The organism is Niabella aurantiaca DSM 17617, assembly GCF_000374125.1.
Classification (GTDB): domain Bacteria; phylum Bacteroidota; class Bacteroidia; order Chitinophagales; family Chitinophagaceae; genus Niabella; species Niabella aurantiaca.
The window spans coordinates 162,678-180,684 of the sequence record NZ_KB893647.1 but is presented as its reverse complement, the minus strand read 5'-3'; the positions used below and the strand labels follow the sequence as shown (position 1 = coordinate 180,684).

The following is an 18,007-nucleotide window of genomic DNA, read 5'->3' as shown; positions in this document are numbered from 1 at the left end:
TTAATATAGAATAGGCTGCATTCTACAATTCGTTCAATAACTTAACCTGAAAGCCTCGATTCATTTTCTGAATTTCATCAACCTGGATCAGTAAACGCTCAGTTATCTGATCGGTAAGCAGCATGACCCTGTTTGCAATGATGATATGTGTTTGCAATTCATAAGAAGATCCATTGGCAATTCCTAAAAAATGCAAAAATTCTTTGTTAGAGTTTCTCCCTGCTCCCTCAGATATATTTGCAGCTACGGATACGGCAGCACGCTTCATCTGGGTATTTAAACCATACAATTCATCTTTGGGAAAATTTATCAGGGCCTTGTAGACATCCACGCAAACATCAATTGATTTTTGCCAAATCTTCAATTCCTTAAAGTTGTGCATAATGATAGGTTTTAGATATTCAATTAGTTTCGTACGTTGGGAAATTTACCTGATTTTCATAGCTGACCCGTTTAGATTTCTGTCTTATCCATAACAATGGATCATTATAGTAAATGACCTCGAATCAAAAATATAAATTTCAGCCGATATAATCCGGGCCTACATCTAATGTCTAACATCTAACGTCTAATATCTAACATCTAATACCCGGCACCTGAGATCTTATTTCTTTTCATACTGCTGCTGGTAGTACTGTTGATAATCTCCGCTCGTAACATGCGCCAGCCACTCCTTATTCTCTAAATACCAATCGATCGTTTTTGAGAGGCCTTCCTCAAAGGTAACGGAGGGCGACCAGCCCAGTTCCTTACTGATCCGGGTGGCGTCAATGGCATAACGCAGGTCGTGGCCCGGACGATCTTTCACAAAAGTGATGAGCTGTGCGCTGGTGCCTTCCGGGCGCCTCAATTTCTCATCCATTTGCCTGCAAAGCAGGTTCACGAGGTCAATATTCTTCCATTCGTTAAAACCGCCCACATTGTATTTTCCACCCGTTACACCCTCATGAAACACCAGGTCTATAGCCCGGGCATGATCGATCACATAGAGCCAGTCGCGGGTATATTTTCCATCGCCGTAAACCGGCAGGGGCTTATTGTTGATGATATTGTGGATCATCAAGGGGATCAGCTTTTCCGGAAAATGATTGGGACCGTAATTATTGGAGCAGTTGGTGATCACCACCGGCAGTCCATATGTATCTGCATAGGCAGCCACAAAATGATCGGAAGACGCTTTGGAGGCAGAATAGGGCGAATGGGGATCATACTTTGTTTCTTCGGTAAAAAAACCGGTTTCTCCTAACGCGCCATATACCTCATCTGTGGATACATGATGAAAACGTCCCCTCCATGCCCCTTCTGAAGGACGGGGCGCCCACAGATCTTTGGCGGCGTTCAGCAGGTTTACCGTTCCGATCACATTGGTGTACACAAAATCCAGGGGCGAAGTGATCGAGCGGTCTACATGGCTCTCCGCCGCAAGGTGGATCACTCCATCCGGCTGGTATTTTTCAAATAGTGTTTGAACAGCTGCAGCGTCAACGATATTGGCTTTTTCAAAAATATAATTGGGGCTGTTTTCGATGTCTTTGAGGTTCTCAAGATTACCCGCGTAAGTAAGCGCATCAAGGTTAACGATCGTATAGTGCGGGTATTTTTTTACAAACAAACGCACCACATGCGATCCGATAAAACCGGCCCCGCCGGTAATGATGATTGTTTTATTCAAGGTGTCGGATATTGGATGTTAGATATTAGACGTTAGATGTTAGACATTAGATATGGGACCTGATGCCTGGGAAGTCTGAAATTTTAAATCATGTGTTGAGTATCAGGTATGAAACCGGATCCGACCTGAAAACCTGCCCCATCTGAATGTCCGCAATCACGTCATTTGAACGGGGCTCCGGTCAGGCCTGCTTTAAACCTTAAGCCAAAAATTTCTCATTGACCCGGTACCAGTCCAATGTACGCTTCAGTCCCTCCTGTACCGTAACAAGGGGTTGATAACCCAGCAATGCTCCGGCCTTGGAGATATCCGCAAGACTGTGCACTACATCGCCTGTTCTTGAAGGACCAAATTCCGGAGTCAATACCGTGCCGGCATTTGCGCTGAGAAGGTTAAATAATTCCAGGAGGCTGGTTTGCTCACCACAGGCGATATTGTACACCTGGTTTACAGCCTCTTTCTTATCGGTAAACAGCGCCCGTACATTGGCCTCCACCGCATTGGCCACAAATGTAAAATCGCGGCTGTGTGCTCCATCGCCATTGATCACCGGGGCTTCATTATGCAACAGGGCTTTTATAAACAAAGGAATGACCGCCGCATACGGTCCTTTCGGGTTCTGCCGCGGACCGAAGATATTAAAATACCGAAGCCCGATCAATTCCAGACCGTATAACGATGCGTAAACTCCCGCATACAGCTCATTGACATATTTGGTTACGGCATATGGGGAAAGAGGTCTTCCGATGTTCTCCTCCTTTTTGGGCAGCGCCGGATGATCGCCATACGTGGAAGAACTGGCTGCATACACTACCCGCCTGACGCCCGATTCCTTAGCCGCAGTAAATACATTCAGGGTACCTGTAATGTTCACCGCGTTGGTCGTAAGAGGATCCGCAATAGAGCGGGGAACCGAACCCAATGCTGCCTGGTGCGAGATCGCGTCCATTCCTTCACAGGCTTTTACGCAGGTTTCATAATCTCTTATATCCCCCTCCATCCATTCAAACCGCTCATCTTCAAAAAAACTGCTCAGATTTTCCGTCGAACCCGTTGAAAGATTGTCCAGTACCCGGACTCCCCGCACCCTTTGATCTTCCAACAGCCGTTCAACGAGGTTGGAGCCGATAAATCCGGCTCCCCCCGTGATCAATACCTTCATACACTAACTCTTTTTACGCCACCCGGAGCCCTTAAGAAATCGCTTCTTTTTTTTCCCCTCGGTAAAGGCATCATCCTGATAATAATCGTTCCCGTTCTTTTCCCCGTATCCGTACCCGTAACCATAGCCATAGTTGCCATAGTACCCGCCACCGGTAGGCATCTTGGTATCATTCAGCACAATGGAAAGATTGGGCATCTTTTTGTTCTCATACATTTCATTGATAAGGTTCAGCTGCTTTTTAAACGTATGCCCCTGACGGGTCACATACAAGGTACAATCCGCATATTTGGCCAATGTCAGCGCATCGCTTACCATCCCGATGGGCGCTGTATCAATGATGATATAATCAAACTTATTTTTCAGCTGTGCAAACAGCAGGTCGGTCTTTTCGCTCAATAGCAGCTCCGCGGGGTTCGGCGGAATGGGGCCACAGGGCAGTACATACATATTTTCCTCTCCCGCCACCGGAATGATGAGGCTATCCAGATCCACATCCCCGATCATATAGTTGCTGATGCCCTGCCGTTTCTGCATCTCCAGCCCGCTCAGTACTTTGGGCTTCCGCAGGTCAAATTCGAGCACGATCGTTTTTCTTTCGGTAAGCCCGTAAACAGCTGCCATATTGGTGCTGATAAATGATTTTCCTTCTCCTCCGAATGAGGAAGTTACGAGGATCACCACTTTATCCCGCTTCCCGATGATATACTGGAGATTGGATCTCAGCAGCCGGAACTGCTCCGCGATCAGGGTACGCTTGGTCTTGCTTACCACCAATGTCTGGTCTGATTTGGAATGGCCGATTTCGCCCAGTATCGGGGCATTGGTCGCCCGTTCGATATCTGAGCGGGTATTTACCCGGTCGTTGAATGCTTCCTTCAGCACAATGAACAACCCGGGAATGGCCAGACCAAAAAGCAAGGCAGCCAGTTTAACCGTTTTGGGACTGGGCTTTACCGGCACCAGGTGGGGCTCTGCTTTTTCAATGACCTTGGTATTGGAGATCGTACTGGCGCGTTTTATGGCAGCCTCTTCCCGTTTTTCTCCCAGCACTTTTGCCAGCGCCAGCTTGGAGGTCAGATCCCTTTCAATTTCCGCCTGCTCGGTAATTTTCGCCGGCATCTGCAAGGCGCCTCCGGTGCTCTTCGATCTCTCCGCCGAAACAAGTCCCAGGTTTTTCTTATAACTGCTTTTCAGGGCCTCTACACTCGTGAGGGTCCCCTTTCGCAATGTTTCGATGCTTTCATCCAGTTGCCTTATCTGCGGATTGTCGACCGGTACATTCCGGTCGATCAATTGCTTTCGTTGTAACTGTGCTTCGCCCAGTTTTGTCAGTTGCTCGCTCAATCCGGGATCCTTAATTCCCAGTGCCGTAGGAGCCAGTGCCCCGGCGCCGCCTTTTGAAAGGCTGCTTTCCAGCACGTCCAGCGTGCTCAGCGCCATGCGCTGTTCCTGGCCGGCTACATCCTGCTCCTGGGCCCGTTGCAGCAGTGCGGTGATCTGTAAGGAAGCATCCACAAGATTGTTCTTCTGCTGGTAGGTCACCAGCTTCCGCTGCAGGCTGTCGATATCGTGCTGTACGATCTCTAAGCGGTTATTGATAAAGTCGATGGTCAGATCCATCGAAGTATTGCCCTGTTCCACCTTCCAGATGGTATATTCCTTCATCAGCGTGTTGACCACATCTGAAGACAGGTACGGGTTTGTGGAATGGTATTCTACCAATAAGATCCCGGTATTGGCCAGCTTAGGCTGTACATTTAAAGACTGGATCATACCGGCGGCCACAATATCTTCATGATGATACGTTATCGAAAACTCAGCGCCGGGCTCCGGCTGTCCTCCATCTTTTACCAGTTTAAAAACACCATTTCCGGTTTGGAACAGCTGGTCAAATTGATACAGGGTACTTTTTTTGTCGACCCGGAACTGGCTGGAGTTTACAAAATCAATGTCTACAGAAAACGACAGTGCGGAATCGGTCAGTTGTACAGGAACAAAGGCAAAAGAAGCCCGTTTATAGGCATTCATATTTTTCACCTTCCCCTTTTTTATATAGCCTACCTGCAGCCCCAGCTTTTTCACCACACGGGTCATCAGCGGACGCGATTTCAGCACTTCCACCTCGTTCAGCAAATTGGTGGTTTTGCTCTTACCGGCAATCAGCTCTTCCACTTTATCCCCTTTCGACTCCTCGGTAGTGATCAGCATATTCCCAATTGAGCTGTATTGCTCCTGCGTATAACGCAGGTACAACCAGGCTGCAAAGAAGGACACAACCAGGCAGAGAATAACAAAAGGCAGGAAACGGATATATTTATAAAGGAGTTCCCTTGCACTAAGGCCGCTCGAAGTTTCTCTTTTCTCAATGGATTGCATAGCTGAGATTACAATATTTTATAAAGACCGGATGACCAACGTTACTTTCTTGTAATGGAAATGATGATGGAAGCAATTACGGCCGCAGTGGAAACAATGGAGGTCGCAAACGTAAAACGACTTAAGGTTCTTGCTTCATCCTTTGCTTTGGCCTTATCATCTATGGGATCTATCAGCAGGATGTCATTTTGCCGCAGATAATAATAGGGCGAAGCAAATACATTTTCCGAAGACAGGTCCACAATGCCCATTTCCCGCTTGCCATCCTGCTCGCGGATCACTTTTACCCTGTCTTTCTGTCCCCATTCGGTAATGCCGCCCGACATAGAGATCGCTTCAAAAATATTCACTTTCTCCGTGGGAATATTCAATACCTGCGGACTGTTGAACTCCCCGACTGTAATGATCTTGTAGGTTTGAAACCGGATGAGCACTGTGGGATTTTTCAGCAGCTCTACCGGAGTGGTCAGCCTTTTTTTGATCTCTGCTTCCAGCTGCTTTTTTGAAAGCCCCTCGGCATGGATCTTTCCCAGACGCGGAAAATCAATATTTCCCGCTCCGTCTACAAGATAACCGCCCGTCGTACTGGTATTGTTGGCAGTAGTGCTGGTACCGGTAGTCGCACCACCTCCGGGCAATGGCTGATTGTACAGCAAATCCGGATTTTTATTCGTCTGGGGATCCAGCGGATCGGGGAAATAGTCGCTGTAAACCTGGATGGCCAGCTGGTCATTTTTCTGGATGATCAATTCGGGGAAATCCGTCTGCTTGCTGATCGACTCGTTGGTAGCGCCTTCCAGGTATTTTGGCATTTTTTGTTGTGAGACACAGGATACAGCCAACAACACAGCAGCAAGTGCGGATGTATATTGAATCAGTTTCATAAAGTTGATTTAATTGTTGATCAGTTTTGATTTATCAAATAAGGCGATCAGATTATAGTTCAGACTTTCAATGGCCACTTCTACCTTATTATTTTTTAAATCGATGATCCGGCCTTCTTCTTCTACCAGCAGGCCCTGATTGATCATAACCCGCTGGTCCTTCCGCAGAATAAACGGCACCAGCTCCACATTTTCAAATTCGTTTAAAAATTTCCGGATCCGGACCACTTCAAAATCCCTTACAATTGCGGGCTTTCCTTCTATATATACAAAATTAATGACCCCCGGAGTTTCCCTTACTTTCTGCATTTCCTTCATACTGATATGAACAAACAAATAGGAAGGCAACAGCGGCACCCATACCGTTTTGATCCGGTCGCTCCATCTACGCCTCACTTTGTTTAAAGGACAATAGGTAATAATATCCCTGTCGGTAAGTAGTTTTGATACTTTTTTCTCCCAGCGGGGCTTAGTATAGATTGCATACCAGTTTTGCTCTTTCATTTCTTTACACGGCTTCGCCACCTCAGTCACATTCCTTTATGAAAATATGACCTGACAAAATGCGACAGGAACAGTCCTGCAAATATAACAGTAACAACGTTTATATAGAAAATTCTCTGTTGCTTGTCTTTCAGAAGGTCTAAATTTGTACTTTACCATATTATTTCCTGAAAATGAAGATCCGATACCGATCGCTTGACGTTTTCCGGGGCGCTACTGTTTGCCTGATGATCCTGGTTAATAATCCTGGCAGCTGGGCCCATATTTACGGTCCGCTGGAACATGCCCCCTGGCATGGGCTGACCCCGACCGACCTGGTTTTCCCGTTTTTTTTATTTGCGGTCGGGAATGCCATGTCCTTTGTCATTCCCCGTCTGCAGCAAGCCGGCCCGCCGTTGTTCTGGAAAAAAGTGGTCAAAAGGACCCTCATGATATTCGGCATCGGCCTTTTCCTGAACTGGTACCCCTTTGTTCGCTGGCATGAAGGCACCCTGGAATTTATCCGGTGGACCACCGGACCTGAAAGAGGAGTCCGGATCTTTGGAGTACTGCAGCGCATTGCAGTCTGTTACTTCTTTGCCTCTGTTATCGTGTATTATCTGAAACCCAGAACGGCAGCGCTTCTTTCGGTGATCCTCCTCCTTGCCTATTGGGCCATTTGCCTCATCGGGAACCCGGCTGACCCGTATAGTTTGGCCGGCTGGTTTGGCACCGAAAACATCGACAAAGTGATCCTGCATACCGCCCATATGTATAAAGGAGAGGGGGTGGCCTTTGACCCCGAAGGTATTGCCAGCACATTGCCCGCCATCGTACAGGTGGTATTTGGGTATTTTGTGGGAACATATATAAGAAGCAGCAGCTCCGGAGCACCTGAAGGCCTGGATAAAAACAATCCGGCAAATCCCATGTTCAAAATGCTGACAGGCCTTTTTGTAGCAGGCGTAGCACTCCTGCTTACCGGTTTTTGCTGGGATATGGTATTCCCGATCAATAAAAAAATATGGACCAGCTCTTATACCATTTATACAACGGGACTGGCAGTCATTACGATCGCTACGATGATCTATTTTATTGAAATAAAGGGAAAAACAGGATTCCTGGGCAATTTTTTCGAGGTTTTTGGAAAAAACCCCCTTTTTATCTTCGCATTGAGCGCCTTTTTACCCAAAACTGCGGCGCTTTTTAAAACAGAGGGGGGCATTACCCCCTGGAACTGGCTTTACAGAAAGGTTTTGATCCACACCCCGGGAGTAAAAGAGAACGGGTCGCTGCTGTATGCGCTCTGCGTGATCATTTTTATGTGGGCCATCTGCTACTGGCTGGACAAAAAGAAGATCTATATCAAGGTATAAAGGGGCGCATTCCTAATTGTCGCACTCCCATAAACGCAATGTCATCCTGAGTTTTCAATTTGCGTCGCAAAATCAATGAAGCCATGACAAATCCGCCTGGGGCCATCCGGAACCATGTCGCCTTGAATTTATTTCAGGGTCTATTCCTGTTTCAGGGTCTGTTAAATGGCGGCATGCATAGATGCTGAAATAAATTCAGCATGAACTTGGTATGCTCCGGTCTAAAGTTCCAGGTTCGGATAAAGGCTGATCGTTCACTTCTCCATTAAAGATCCACCCGCATCCCGTTTGACCCCATTGACCCGGGAAGACACAGTAACCAGACAGTCTGCATTTCCTCATCTTCAAGTTCTCAAATCAGGCACCAAAGCCGACAATGAACAGTGATCCCCGAAAGTGCAATATCAATCGGTTATCAATTGATTCTCAAACAAAAAATGCCGCAAGATCTGCCAGGACCGGTAACCCGGTGCCTGTTTTAGCAAACGCATTCCGTTGACAACAAACCGGCTCTGAAAGGGCTCTTTTTCGAAATACGGCCATATCCGTTCAAACTGCCAGGGCAACAGGTTCCGCGCCAGTGAGATCCGCGGCAAAGGATTGAACCGCTCTCCGGTCCATGGCATCCTGACCTGCGCGATCTTATCAATAACCCCGCTCACCCACCCGGTTTCCGCAATCTGTATGCAGATCTCCTTTTCCTCCAGGTGCCCGTATCCCTTTAAATGAATTTTAAACGGCATGGCACCCAACGCGATCCGGTTTAACTGATCGATCACTGCATCTTCCGCTGTATCGTACACAAAAAAACTCGCCAGGTAAACAAAAGGACTGCCTTCGGCGATCGGCGTCCCCGGGAAAAAGGCATCAAGCCGCGTCCTTGCCGCTGCAATCTTACGCTTCGTTGCAGGAGGTGGATCCAGAATTAAACGGTACCCGTTCAAAACATCGCGTTGATAGGTTATAATATCCTGCATAATAGGAACTTATAGTATACGGCAGCAATTCAGGTGCCAGAAATCATCAAACCCGGCGGGCATATAAAAATTTTCCGGGTTTTATATATTCTACCGCAGCGATAGTGCCCGCCTGCAAAACGAAATGCAAACTTTTATGCATTCAGCCCGGCCCATCGGAAAATACATTGGAATCGTTTAAACTTTTCGGATCGCTGCTAACAGGCCGCCCCGATGGGGCCCTATGCTGCTTCGCCGATCCGGGTTACCGGCACAATGCCCTGACAGGACCGGCCCGTAAGAGCCGTCCGCGGGTAAAAAACCGGTCATACGACTTCCGGGAGGCCTTATCAAAAGTCGTTTTAAAACGTACTGTCTTTCTGAACTTCCGCCCGGGCGGGCGATCTTTCAGAATCTATTGACAGATCCTTTTTTTTGATGCAGAAATAAGTTGCCAATGACCAATAAAAGCCTTTTGAATACAGCCCCGACATATTGAAAAAGTTTAAACAACTTTTCATTGTATTTTTGCGGCGAACTAAATCATTTGGGTAGCAAGTATTATGGGCTTTACTAAAATATTAAAAAAAAGACAACACTCTTCGTTTGGACGGGTAACAGGTGCCTCCGGATTTTTTTGGGGATGCCTGGTAATGGTGTTCAGCGTTTCCTGTACGCAAAACAATGTAAAACAGGATGATTCATTAAAAAAATACTTTGATGAAAACCGGCTCACCGGAACCTTTGCCCTGCTGAATAATGGCACCGGCGAATTTACCGTGTACAACCTGGCCCGTTACCGGGATAGCGCCTACCTGCCCGCAAGTACCTTTAAGATTGTTAACGCATTGATCGGTCTTCAAACGGGGGTCATCTCCGGCGACAGCATGATCATTCCCTGGGATGGCGTTCAGCGGCCGGTTGCCGCGTGGAATAAGGATCTGAATATGTACCAGGCCTTCCGCGTTTCTGCCGTTCCTTATTACCAGGAAGTGGCCCGCAGGATCGGTAAAGAAAAAATGCAGTTCTGGCTGGACTCGCTTCATTACGGCGCCGGCAAAAAAGACACCCTCTTTAAGATCCGGTCGGCGATCGATACTTTCTGGCTGGACAATACGGTCAAACTGACCCCGGATGAAAACCTGGGGCTCGTAAAAAAATTATATTTTAATGAGCTGCCCTTTTTTAAACTCTATCAGCAAAAGGTGAAGAACGCGATGCTGTTTGAGGACAACTCCAATTATAAACTGGCTTATAAAACCGGATGGGGCACAACCGAAAAAGGACACCCGCTCGGCTGGATCGTTGGCTGGGTTGAGGAAAACCGCCATCCCTATTTCTTTGTGCTGAACGTTGAATCCTCCGATCCGGGGTATGATATGACCACCGTAAGATTGAAAATGCTAAAGGATATCTTAAAACAACTCGGTTTCTTCGAAGGAAAAATGTAATCCGGCAAAGTTATTGTTCCGTTGACACTGTTGCCGGAAGGTCAGAAGCCGATGTCAACGGAAAATGGCGATAAAAGGAATCATTTACAAAAGGGCGAAATGCCACGCTGAATCCGTTTCAGGGGCTATTGGACGATAACATGAACTTTGAATTTCAATACATCTATTTTATCTGGCTGAGCGCAGGAGTGCTGCTCTTCCTGCTGCTGTTTGCAGCTGTAAAACGATGGAAAAAAAGAACGATCCATAAGATCGGTGAGCCCGCGCTGGTAAAATCAATGATCCGCGGCTACAGCCCCTTCCGGTTCAATCTAAAGTTCTTTCTCCTATGTCTCGCCTTTTTAATGGGCGTATTCTGTACCATGAGCCTGCGCAAGCCGGGAGGCGATGACGGCATCAGGAGAAAAGGGATTGATGTGGTATTTGCCCTGGATCTTAGCAAAAGTATGCTGGCGCAGGATGTAAAACCCAGCCGCCTGTTATTTGCCAAACAATTCATCAGCAAAATGATGGATGCCATGCCCAACAACCGTGTGGGCCTGGTGTGGTTTGCCGGCAAGGCGTATATCCAAATGCCCATCAGCGCAGATCATAGCTCGGCGCAGATGTATGTCAATGACGCCTCCCCGGATGTAGTCCCCGTAAAAGGAACCGTTATCGGCGATGCTCTGGAAGAAAGTCTGAAGTCCTTTGGAGAGCGGGAAGCAAAATTCAAGGCAGTGATCCTTATTTCTGACGGCGAGGATCACGATGAAAAGGCACTGGAACTCTCAAAAGAAATGCAGAAACGGGGCCTGATGGTAAATACGGTCGGTATCGGCTCTCCGGAAGGTACTTTTATCCCCGATGATTCTACGGGAGGCAATAAGCTGGACCCGCAGACAGGTCAGCCGATCATTTCAAAACTCAATCAGAAAGAACTGCAGCAAATAGCCGGCAACACCAACGGTGTTTATGTACACCTGAAAGATATAGATGAAGCGGTCAAAAAAATCAACAATCAACTGGCACAGATCGATAAAAAGGTAACGGGCGATACCAATCTGATGAGTTTCTCCTATTACTTTTGGGTATTTGCCGCGGCGATGATATTGTTCCTGGTGATTGAGCAACTCCTGCCGGAGGGTAAAAAAATAAAAGAATGAAGCATCACCTCATACTCCTGCTAAATTTTATTGCCGTTCCGCTGCTGGCCCAGGATGGAGGGGGTTTTATAAAACAGGGAAACGAGCTTTACAGGGAGGGCCGCATGGACGATGCCGTAAACGCCTACAGCAAGGCTGTCGATGGTCCGCATAAATACGTTGCGTTGCTGAATAAAGGCAACGCCCTGTACCGTTTAAAAAAATACGACGACGCCGTAAAGACCTACCAGCAGGCCGCCGCATCCGGCAACACCGATTCCGGGCTGCGCTCCGCAGCCTTCTATAATGCCGGGGTTGTACACTCCAATCAAAACAAACTGGAAGAAAGTATTGAAGCCTATAAGAACGCGCTGCGCTTAAACAGCAGCGATACAAAAGCACGCGAAAATCTTCAGAAAGCATTGCTGGAAAGGAAAAAACAAAGCGGTGGTGGCGGCGGACAGGATAAAAAAGACGCATCCAAAAAGCCGGAAAAATCCCGGCTGAATCAGCACCAGGCTCAAAACCAGCTGGACAAACTGGAGAATAAAGAAAAAAACACCCAGCAACGTATCTCGGAAGACAAGTCGCAGTACGGAATCAGCAACGAGAAAGACTGGTGATCTTTTTTTGTCTCACGTTTGAGGTTTAAAGTTCCAGGTCAAATCTCTTACCCGAATGCTAAAGGCGGAATGCATGCTCCATGCTTAAAATTTCAATCTGCCAGCTCACAGATTGGATCCGTTTTATTCCCGAAGACCTATTGCCCATTTCCACATTCTCAAATTTCCCCCGCTACCGGACTACCACTGGTTTTGCAAATTTTTCGGCCCCGGCGGACAGCATCTTTTCAAACCCCTGTTGCGTGGCAAAAACCCGATCGGTCATTTCCCAGCCAACATAATAGCGGTACACAACCGGCCGGCCGGGGGCCGGTTTCATATTCAGCGTAAACACGTTGGTCACGTCTGTATTGGATATTGCAACATGATCAAAGGCTTGCAGGTTTTTGGCCGGGGTTAAAATACCCAGGCCAAGCTGATCCTTATTCTCGCTTTGCCGGCCGTAAGTGTACAAGCCTGCTATACCGGACCGGTTTAATTTATGATCCTGTTTGCTGTAAAAATCAATGGTACCCGTTACGAGGGAAGCTTTTTCCGGTAGGTTGCTGAACCATACTTTATTTTCAAAAAAATACTGCCCGCCCCAGATGCTGATCTGCTCTGTAACGGTAACAGGTGGTGCATCCGGAAGGTATCTCCAGTTGCGGTACACCAGCTCAAATATGGAACGTATCGGCCCGCTGGCGACCTGTTTATAGATCAGCTGCTCCACATTGCGCCCGAACCGGATCAATGTGTCCTTTTCATTTACCCTTAGCTTTAATGCCAGGGCTCCTGCTCCCAGCGACCCTCCTACCTTCAGTATATCCATGCCCCAGGCAGACAAGTTGTGGTAACTGGTGCCCGGATTGGCGCCCACATCGTCCAAAACCATATCGGGCACCCGCTTTCCCCAAATATCATTGGCGTTCCTTATATCAAAATACTTACGAAAACCCACCTTATCATTTTCCCAGGCAGGGCCTTCGGTTAAATAAGGCGGCAATTTTTGTTTGGAAAAATCCGTTGGCAGATTATCGTAAGGCATGGTATCCGTGAGCACGTTGGCACCAAAGCCACCATCCGGCAACAGATGCTTTTGCCTTACATAGCTCCGTACCACCGCCTTTATCGCAGCCGGGCGGTCACTTGCTGCGATCGAAAGAATGCGTTTTTGTTTGGGTGCCAGGTTCAGCAGCAATACGGCTTCATCCCATGCCCCGTCCCCATCCAGATCATCAAACTGAACCAGCTGCGGCACTTTTTTATCCGTCACCATCAGATACGGGTGATCGCTTAAAGCCGGCAGTTTGCGTTTCAGCCAGGCTTTTTTCAATACGACCAGCTCATCTTTCCGTTCTATTGAAGACGGGTTGACAATGGTAATGGTTTTTGTTTGCGCAAATACCCCTGCTCCAACAGCAAGGGCTATTGTAAGAAAAAATCCTTTCATCCGTTGACCTGTTTTTATTGAGCCTTTACTGCCTGACGGGCGATCAGCGTCCATTGGTTGCCTGCTTTTGTCCAAACCGTCATTATTTTTAACGTGGTATGGCCCGGTTGTTTATGATCATAGGTATCTGCATCCAGCAGATGGCGCACAATAGCCGTATTGTTTACAAAGTAGATGGACTGATCCGTGATGTTGATCTTTGTAAAATCACTGGCGCCGGTTTTGAACGACTCAAGAAATTCGGCCTTGTTCTGTACTTTTCCGCTGGAATGCCCGTAGGTCAGTTTATCAGCTGCGATCGCGGTCAGCGCCGGTATATCACTGTCCAGCATAGCTTTTGTCAGTTTTTTAACCGCTGTTTCCACCTGCCGGGTATTTTTTCCCTGTGCCCGTAAGCCGGCAACGGGAAAACAGGACAGCAGTAGCAGGAATGCAAAAAATCGTAGACGCATAATAATCACTATTTAGCCAGCAAATATACCCTATAATTGTTCAAAACGGTTGAATCAAATCGAAAGGCTCAGAACATTTTTAAGCTTGTCATCGGTAATGCAGAACCTGGAATTTGCTTTTCCTGTATGGAAACGGAACGACACAAAAAATCCGGGGAATATATGAGCCTGTTTAAAATTCATTCAATGGCTTTATTTGTGCTATCTGCGTTCCAACACCTCAGAAGCTGTTTAAAAACGATCCGGGAGCATCCTTATCGTCACAAAAGGTACCGGCTTTTTATGGCCGCTACTTGGGGCTTCGCTGTAGCCGTCATCTATAAAAAGCGGGGTTCAACGATCATTTTAGCAAAGAGGCATGGCCTCGAAAGATCCGGCAAGAACGGGCTTCTACCCGTTTATAAGTCCAAAGGAGTAACAGAGCGCCATGGGCCCGGGGCATAATGATCCGTGCCCACGGCACTTATGAAATTACGGCTTCGTTAAAGCCGTGCTAAGGCGCGGCTTTAACGACAACAACGCACCGGATGGCGCTTATAAGGAGCATCAAAATTTTGTTTTCAAACCGCTAAGAATGATGAAAAATTAAAAGGCACATAACCCTGGCAGGTGCCCCGGCACTATAATTGCGGCTACCGGTTACATGATGAAGCTTTTTCCCCTGCTCTGTATGACCGTACTGGCTCTGGCTTCCTGTAGTTCTTCAAAAAAGAGCAACAGGTCCAATGTATTGAGCACGCCCCCGGCGCCCGTAAAAGCGGGAACCACACCCGCCGGGGACGAAGCAGACGCCACACCAGCCAAAACAGCCATATCCATGGACCGGCCACTGAACATCGATCGTAAAGAATTCATCAGCTATGCAAAGACATTTTTAGGTACTCCTTATAAATATGGATCTGCGGACCCGGAAAAGGGGTTCGACTGCTCGGGGTTCCTCTACTATATTTTCCGGCATTACAATGTAAAGCCGCCGCGGAGCTCCTACAACTACGAGCATGTGGGCCGGGAGGTAAGCATTCTAAAGGCACAGCCCGGCGACCTGATCCTGTTCCGGGGAGAGAACAGCCGGAGGATCGGGCACATCGGCATCATCACCTCCGCCAATGATGCATTGCAGTTCATTCACGCAGCCGGAACCGGCACCGGTGTGATCATCAGCTCCTTTGCAGGCTATTATAAAAAGCAATTCGTAAAAGTCATCCGGGTACTCCGGTAAAATCCGCTTAGGGAAGAATTATATAAAAAAGCGCCCTGCTATAAACAGGGCGCCACCGTAATATCCGCCAGTATCTTACTACAGATCGATCGATCCCAGCACTTTCTTTGAGAAGCTATTCAATGCTTCTGATTCCCGCATGCCGTTCTTCACCAATTCGTGCACTTCAATAGCTCCGCAAAGATTGGTGATCAGCTCCCCTGCCACATCGATTTCTTCGTCCTTCACATTCATCTCGCAAAATGCTTCCAGCACATCTACCGTAGCCCGCAATTTTTCGGGCGGGGCTGCCTGATACAGTTTTCTAATTATGGGTAATTTCATTGAATAATTCGTTTAAAGATGCAGCCTGGTTGGTCTGCACCTGGTTTAATAACCGGCCGTTCTTAAATGCGGCAAAAGTGGGCAGGTTGTCTACCTTAGCCAGTTTACGCGATTCCGGCAACTTTTCCGCGTCCACGTAAACAAAAGCGACCTGTTCGTTTTCGCCTGCCAGTTTTTTAAATTTAGGTTTCATGATCCGGCAATTACCGCACCATCCGGCGCCATACTGCACCATTACCGTTTCATGGTCTGCAACCAATTGCTGCAGGTTATCTTCACTTAATTCTACGTACATTTTTTTTTATTTAATTCTCACTAAAATAGGCTGCAACTCCCTCCCGGTCCGCATTCATGGCCTTCTTACCCTCTTCCCAGTTAGCCGGGCACACTTCACCATGTTTTTGCACATGGGTATAGGCATCGATCAAACGCAGGTATTCCTGAACATTCCTGCCCAGCGGCATGTCATTTACGCTTTCATGAAACACCTTCCCTTCTTCATCAATCAGGTAAGTTGCCCTGTAACTTACATTCGATCCGCCCAGCTTTACTTCGCCTGTTTCTTCATTTACATCATAATCCGCGTCGAGGATCCCCAACTCGCCGGCCAGGTAGCGGTGTGTATCTGCAAGAATAGGATAGGTAACCCCTTCAATGCCTCCGTTGTCCTTGGGGGTATTCAACCATGCAAAATGCACTTCAGCCGTATCGCAGGAAGCGCCAATGATGAGGGTATTGCGTTTTTCAAACTCCCCCATGGCCTCCTGAAATGCATGTAACTCTGTGGGGCATACGAAGGTGAAATCTTTCGGATACCAGAATAACAATACTTTTTTATTATTTTTTACGGCCTCCTGATACACATCGATCTTTAAAAGATCTCCCATATCGGACATGGCATCAATGGCCACTCCCGGAAATTTTTTCCCTACTAACGACATATGCTTTTATTTTAAAAATTTATGAAATATACTTCTATGCTTTTCAATTGCGGTGCAAAGGTACCACAAAAAGAGGGGCGGTTCAAGTGATAGTTTCTATATGAATATAGATAAAATCTATTTTATGTGATTTATCATAGATATTGAAGATATGCAATCACCTGGTATTATTTGTACGATCCGGGCAGGAACATCCGGTTTTCAGGGTTCGTTCTTCCGGATGCTCTTTGCTGCGCAAAAATCAATGAGGTGATGACAAGCACGTTTTATAAAAACCCAGTATTAATTCTGTTAAAATGTGTACTTGTTTAATGGTTTGAGGCATACGGACCCTGATCTGCGTCGCGGGTTTGTATCAAAAGCATTCGTGGTCCTGCTGTGCCGATATCAACCGGGATCGTTTCAGCATTGAAAGGCCCGGTCTGCCGTATCAGCCTGACATTGCCGCTGAGAAACTGTTTAAAAACGATCCGGGAGCATCCTCATCGCCTCAAGAAGGTGCTGGCTTTTATCGCCTCTACTTAGGGCCTCGCTGTAGCGGCCATCTGTAAAAGCGAGGTTCAGCGATCATTTTAGCAAAAGAGGCATGGCCTCGAAAGATCCGGCAAGAACGGGTTTCAACCCGTTTATACGTCCAAAAGAACAACAGAGCGCCATGGGCCCGGGGCATAATGATCCGTGCCGATGGCACTTATGAAATTACGGCCTCTTTAAAGCCGTGCTTTAGCACGGCTTTAAAGACAACAACGCGCCGGATGGCGCTTATAAGGAGCATCAAAAGTTGTTTTTAAACAGCTTCTCAGAAAAGCATAATGGATCTTCAATGTATTATGAAATCTGTCAGCCGGATGTTCCTTTTACCAATGGGCAACCACAGTTACGCCGCCAACAGCCACATCCCCGATCTTTACATTGATCGTAGCATCCAACGGCAGGAGCAGGTCTACCCGGGAACCGAATTTAATGAACCCCATTTCCCCTGTTTGCTTCACCTGGCTGCCCACCTGGTTGTAGTTCACAATTCTTTTGGCCAGGGCACCGGCAATCTGTTTGGTCAGCACTTCCTTCCCGCTGCTGTGCCGGTACACATTGGAATGCCGTTCATTTTCGGTGGACGATTTCGGGTGCCAGGCCACCAGGTATTTACCCTTATGGTACTGGTCGTACACGATCTCACCGTCTACCGGGTTGCGGTTCACATGCACATTCAGCGGGCTCATAAAAATGGATACCTGTATTCTGCGGTCGTCAAAATATTCATCTGCCTGTACTTCTTCGATCACCACCACCTTGCCGTCGCAAGGCGCAATTACGGCAGTGCTGTCGATCGTATACTTCCGGTCGGGGATACGAAAGAATGAAATGATCAACCCAAACACCACCGCCAAAGCGATCTCCAGGATCCAGAAAATGGCGGGGTATGCATGGTACAGGAAATAGTACAGCACAAAACTTATTATTAAGAACAAAATGGTACTGATGGTGATGGTAGCTTTCCCTTCCCTGTGTAATGTCATTTGCTTTTGTTT

Annotated in this window: 18 protein-coding genes; 5 read left to right on the top strand and 13 right to left on the bottom strand. The window is 47.4% G+C overall.

Annotation, left to right across the window (positions count from 1 at the left end; all coding sequences use genetic code 11):
* Positions 1-22 precede the first annotated feature (22 nt).
* The 6 genes from B160_RS0125285 to B160_RS0125260 form a co-directional block, all read right to left on the bottom strand.
* Positions 23-382 carry a four helix bundle protein gene (locus tag B160_RS0125285; protein WP_018630758.1) on the bottom strand — a complete coding sequence of 120 codons (360 nt, stop codon included), beginning with the start codon at positions 380-382 and terminating at the stop codon, positions 23-25.
* Positions 383-604: 222 nt separating this feature from the next.
* Positions 605-1,672: a dTDP-glucose 4,6-dehydratase gene (rfbB, locus tag B160_RS0125280; protein WP_018630757.1), complete on the bottom strand. Its 1,068-nt coding sequence runs from the start codon at positions 1,670-1,672 to the stop codon at positions 605-607.
* 199 nt (positions 1,673-1,871) lie between these two features.
* Positions 1,872-2,834, bottom strand: coding sequence for an SDR family oxidoreductase (locus B160_RS0125275; protein WP_018630756.1), 963 nt, complete (start codon positions 2,832-2,834; stop codon positions 1,872-1,874).
* Positions 2,835-2,837: 3 nt separating this feature from the next.
* Positions 2,838-5,213 carry a GumC family protein gene (locus B160_RS0125270; RefSeq protein ID WP_018630755.1) on the bottom strand — a complete coding sequence of 792 codons (2,376 nt, stop codon included), beginning with the start codon at positions 5,211-5,213 and terminating at the stop codon, positions 2,838-2,840.
* A 41-nt stretch (positions 5,214-5,254) separates the two neighbouring features.
* Entirely contained in the window at positions 5,255-6,097 is an 843-nt protein-coding gene (locus B160_RS30115; RefSeq protein ID WP_018630754.1) for a polysaccharide biosynthesis/export family protein, read from the bottom strand.
* A gap of 9 nt (positions 6,098-6,106) precedes the next feature.
* Positions 6,107-6,601: a UpxY family transcription antiterminator gene (locus B160_RS0125260; RefSeq protein WP_018630753.1), complete on the bottom strand. Its 495-nt coding sequence runs from the start codon at positions 6,599-6,601 to the stop codon at positions 6,107-6,109.
* A 173-nt stretch (positions 6,602-6,774) separates the two neighbouring features.
* Between B160_RS0125260 and B160_RS0125255 the strand changes: the two genes are divergently transcribed.
* A complete protein-coding gene (locus B160_RS0125255) occupies positions 6,775-7,956 on the top strand; it encodes an acyltransferase family protein (protein ID WP_018630752.1) in 1,182 nt (393 codons plus the stop codon).
* A 404-nt stretch (positions 7,957-8,360) separates the two neighbouring features.
* Here B160_RS0125255 and B160_RS0125250 read toward each other — a convergent pair whose 3' ends face one another.
* Complete coding sequence (locus tag B160_RS0125250) at positions 8,361-8,933, bottom strand: 2'-5' RNA ligase family protein (RefSeq protein ID WP_018630751.1); 573 nt, start codon at positions 8,931-8,933, stop codon at positions 8,361-8,363.
* Positions 8,934-9,661: 728 nt separating this feature from the next.
* Here B160_RS0125250 and B160_RS0125235 point away from each other — a divergent pair.
* The 3 genes from B160_RS0125235 (at position 9,662) to B160_RS0125225 (ending at position 12,110) form a co-directional block, all read left to right on the top strand.
* Positions 9,662-10,363: a penicillin-binding transpeptidase domain-containing protein gene (locus B160_RS0125235; protein WP_425411200.1), complete on the top strand. Its 702-nt coding sequence runs from the start codon at positions 9,662-9,664 to the stop codon at positions 10,361-10,363.
* A gap of 140 nt (positions 10,364-10,503) precedes the next feature.
* A complete protein-coding gene (locus B160_RS0125230) occupies positions 10,504-11,508 on the top strand; it encodes a VWA domain-containing protein (RefSeq protein ID WP_018630747.1) in 1,005 nt (334 codons plus the stop codon).
* Positions 11,505-12,110 carry a tetratricopeptide repeat protein gene (locus B160_RS0125225; RefSeq protein ID WP_018630746.1) on the top strand — a complete coding sequence of 202 codons (606 nt, stop codon included), beginning with the start codon at positions 11,505-11,507 and terminating at the stop codon, positions 12,108-12,110. The genes B160_RS0125230 and B160_RS0125225 overlap by 4 nt, the downstream gene beginning before the upstream one ends.
* Positions 12,111-12,282: 172 nt before the next feature.
* Here the strand turns inward: B160_RS0125225 and B160_RS0125220 are convergent, their stop codons facing one another.
* Both B160_RS0125220 and B160_RS0125215 read right to left on the bottom strand, forming a co-directional pair.
* Positions 12,283-13,542, bottom strand: a complete 1,260-nt coding sequence (locus B160_RS0125220) for a DUF4861 domain-containing protein (protein WP_018630745.1) — start codon at positions 13,540-13,542, stop codon at positions 12,283-12,285.
* 14 nt (positions 13,543-13,556) lie between these two features.
* Positions 13,557-13,994, bottom strand: coding sequence for a nuclear transport factor 2 family protein (locus tag B160_RS0125215; RefSeq protein ID WP_018630744.1), 438 nt, complete (start codon positions 13,992-13,994; stop codon positions 13,557-13,559).
* A gap of 643 nt (positions 13,995-14,637) precedes the next feature.
* Here B160_RS0125215 and B160_RS30105 point away from each other — a divergent pair.
* Positions 14,638-15,213: a C40 family peptidase gene (locus B160_RS30105; protein WP_018630741.1), complete on the top strand. Its 576-nt coding sequence runs from the start codon at positions 14,638-14,640 to the stop codon at positions 15,211-15,213.
* 78 nt (positions 15,214-15,291) lie between these two features.
* Here the strand turns inward: B160_RS30105 and B160_RS0125195 are convergent, their stop codons facing one another.
* From B160_RS0125195 to B160_RS0125175, 4 genes are all read right to left on the bottom strand, one after another.
* Positions 15,292-15,537, bottom strand: a complete 246-nt coding sequence (locus B160_RS0125195) for a DUF6952 family protein (RefSeq protein WP_018630740.1) — start codon at positions 15,535-15,537, stop codon at positions 15,292-15,294.
* Positions 15,518-15,832 carry a thioredoxin family protein gene (locus tag B160_RS0125190; RefSeq protein WP_018630739.1) on the bottom strand — a complete coding sequence of 105 codons (315 nt, stop codon included), beginning with the start codon at positions 15,830-15,832 and terminating at the stop codon, positions 15,518-15,520. The genes B160_RS0125195 and B160_RS0125190 overlap by 20 nt, the downstream gene beginning before the upstream one ends.
* A 10-nt stretch (positions 15,833-15,842) precedes the next feature.
* Positions 15,843-16,478 (bottom strand): peroxiredoxin, encoded by a 636-nt coding sequence (locus tag B160_RS0125185; RefSeq protein ID WP_018630738.1) that lies wholly within the window; start codon positions 16,476-16,478, stop codon positions 15,843-15,845.
* Positions 16,479-17,335: 857 nt separating this feature from the next.
* Positions 17,336-17,995 (bottom strand): phosphatidylserine decarboxylase family protein, encoded by a 660-nt coding sequence (locus B160_RS0125175; protein ID WP_018630737.1) that lies wholly within the window; start codon positions 17,993-17,995, stop codon positions 17,336-17,338.
* Positions 17,996-18,007 lie beyond the last annotated feature (12 nt).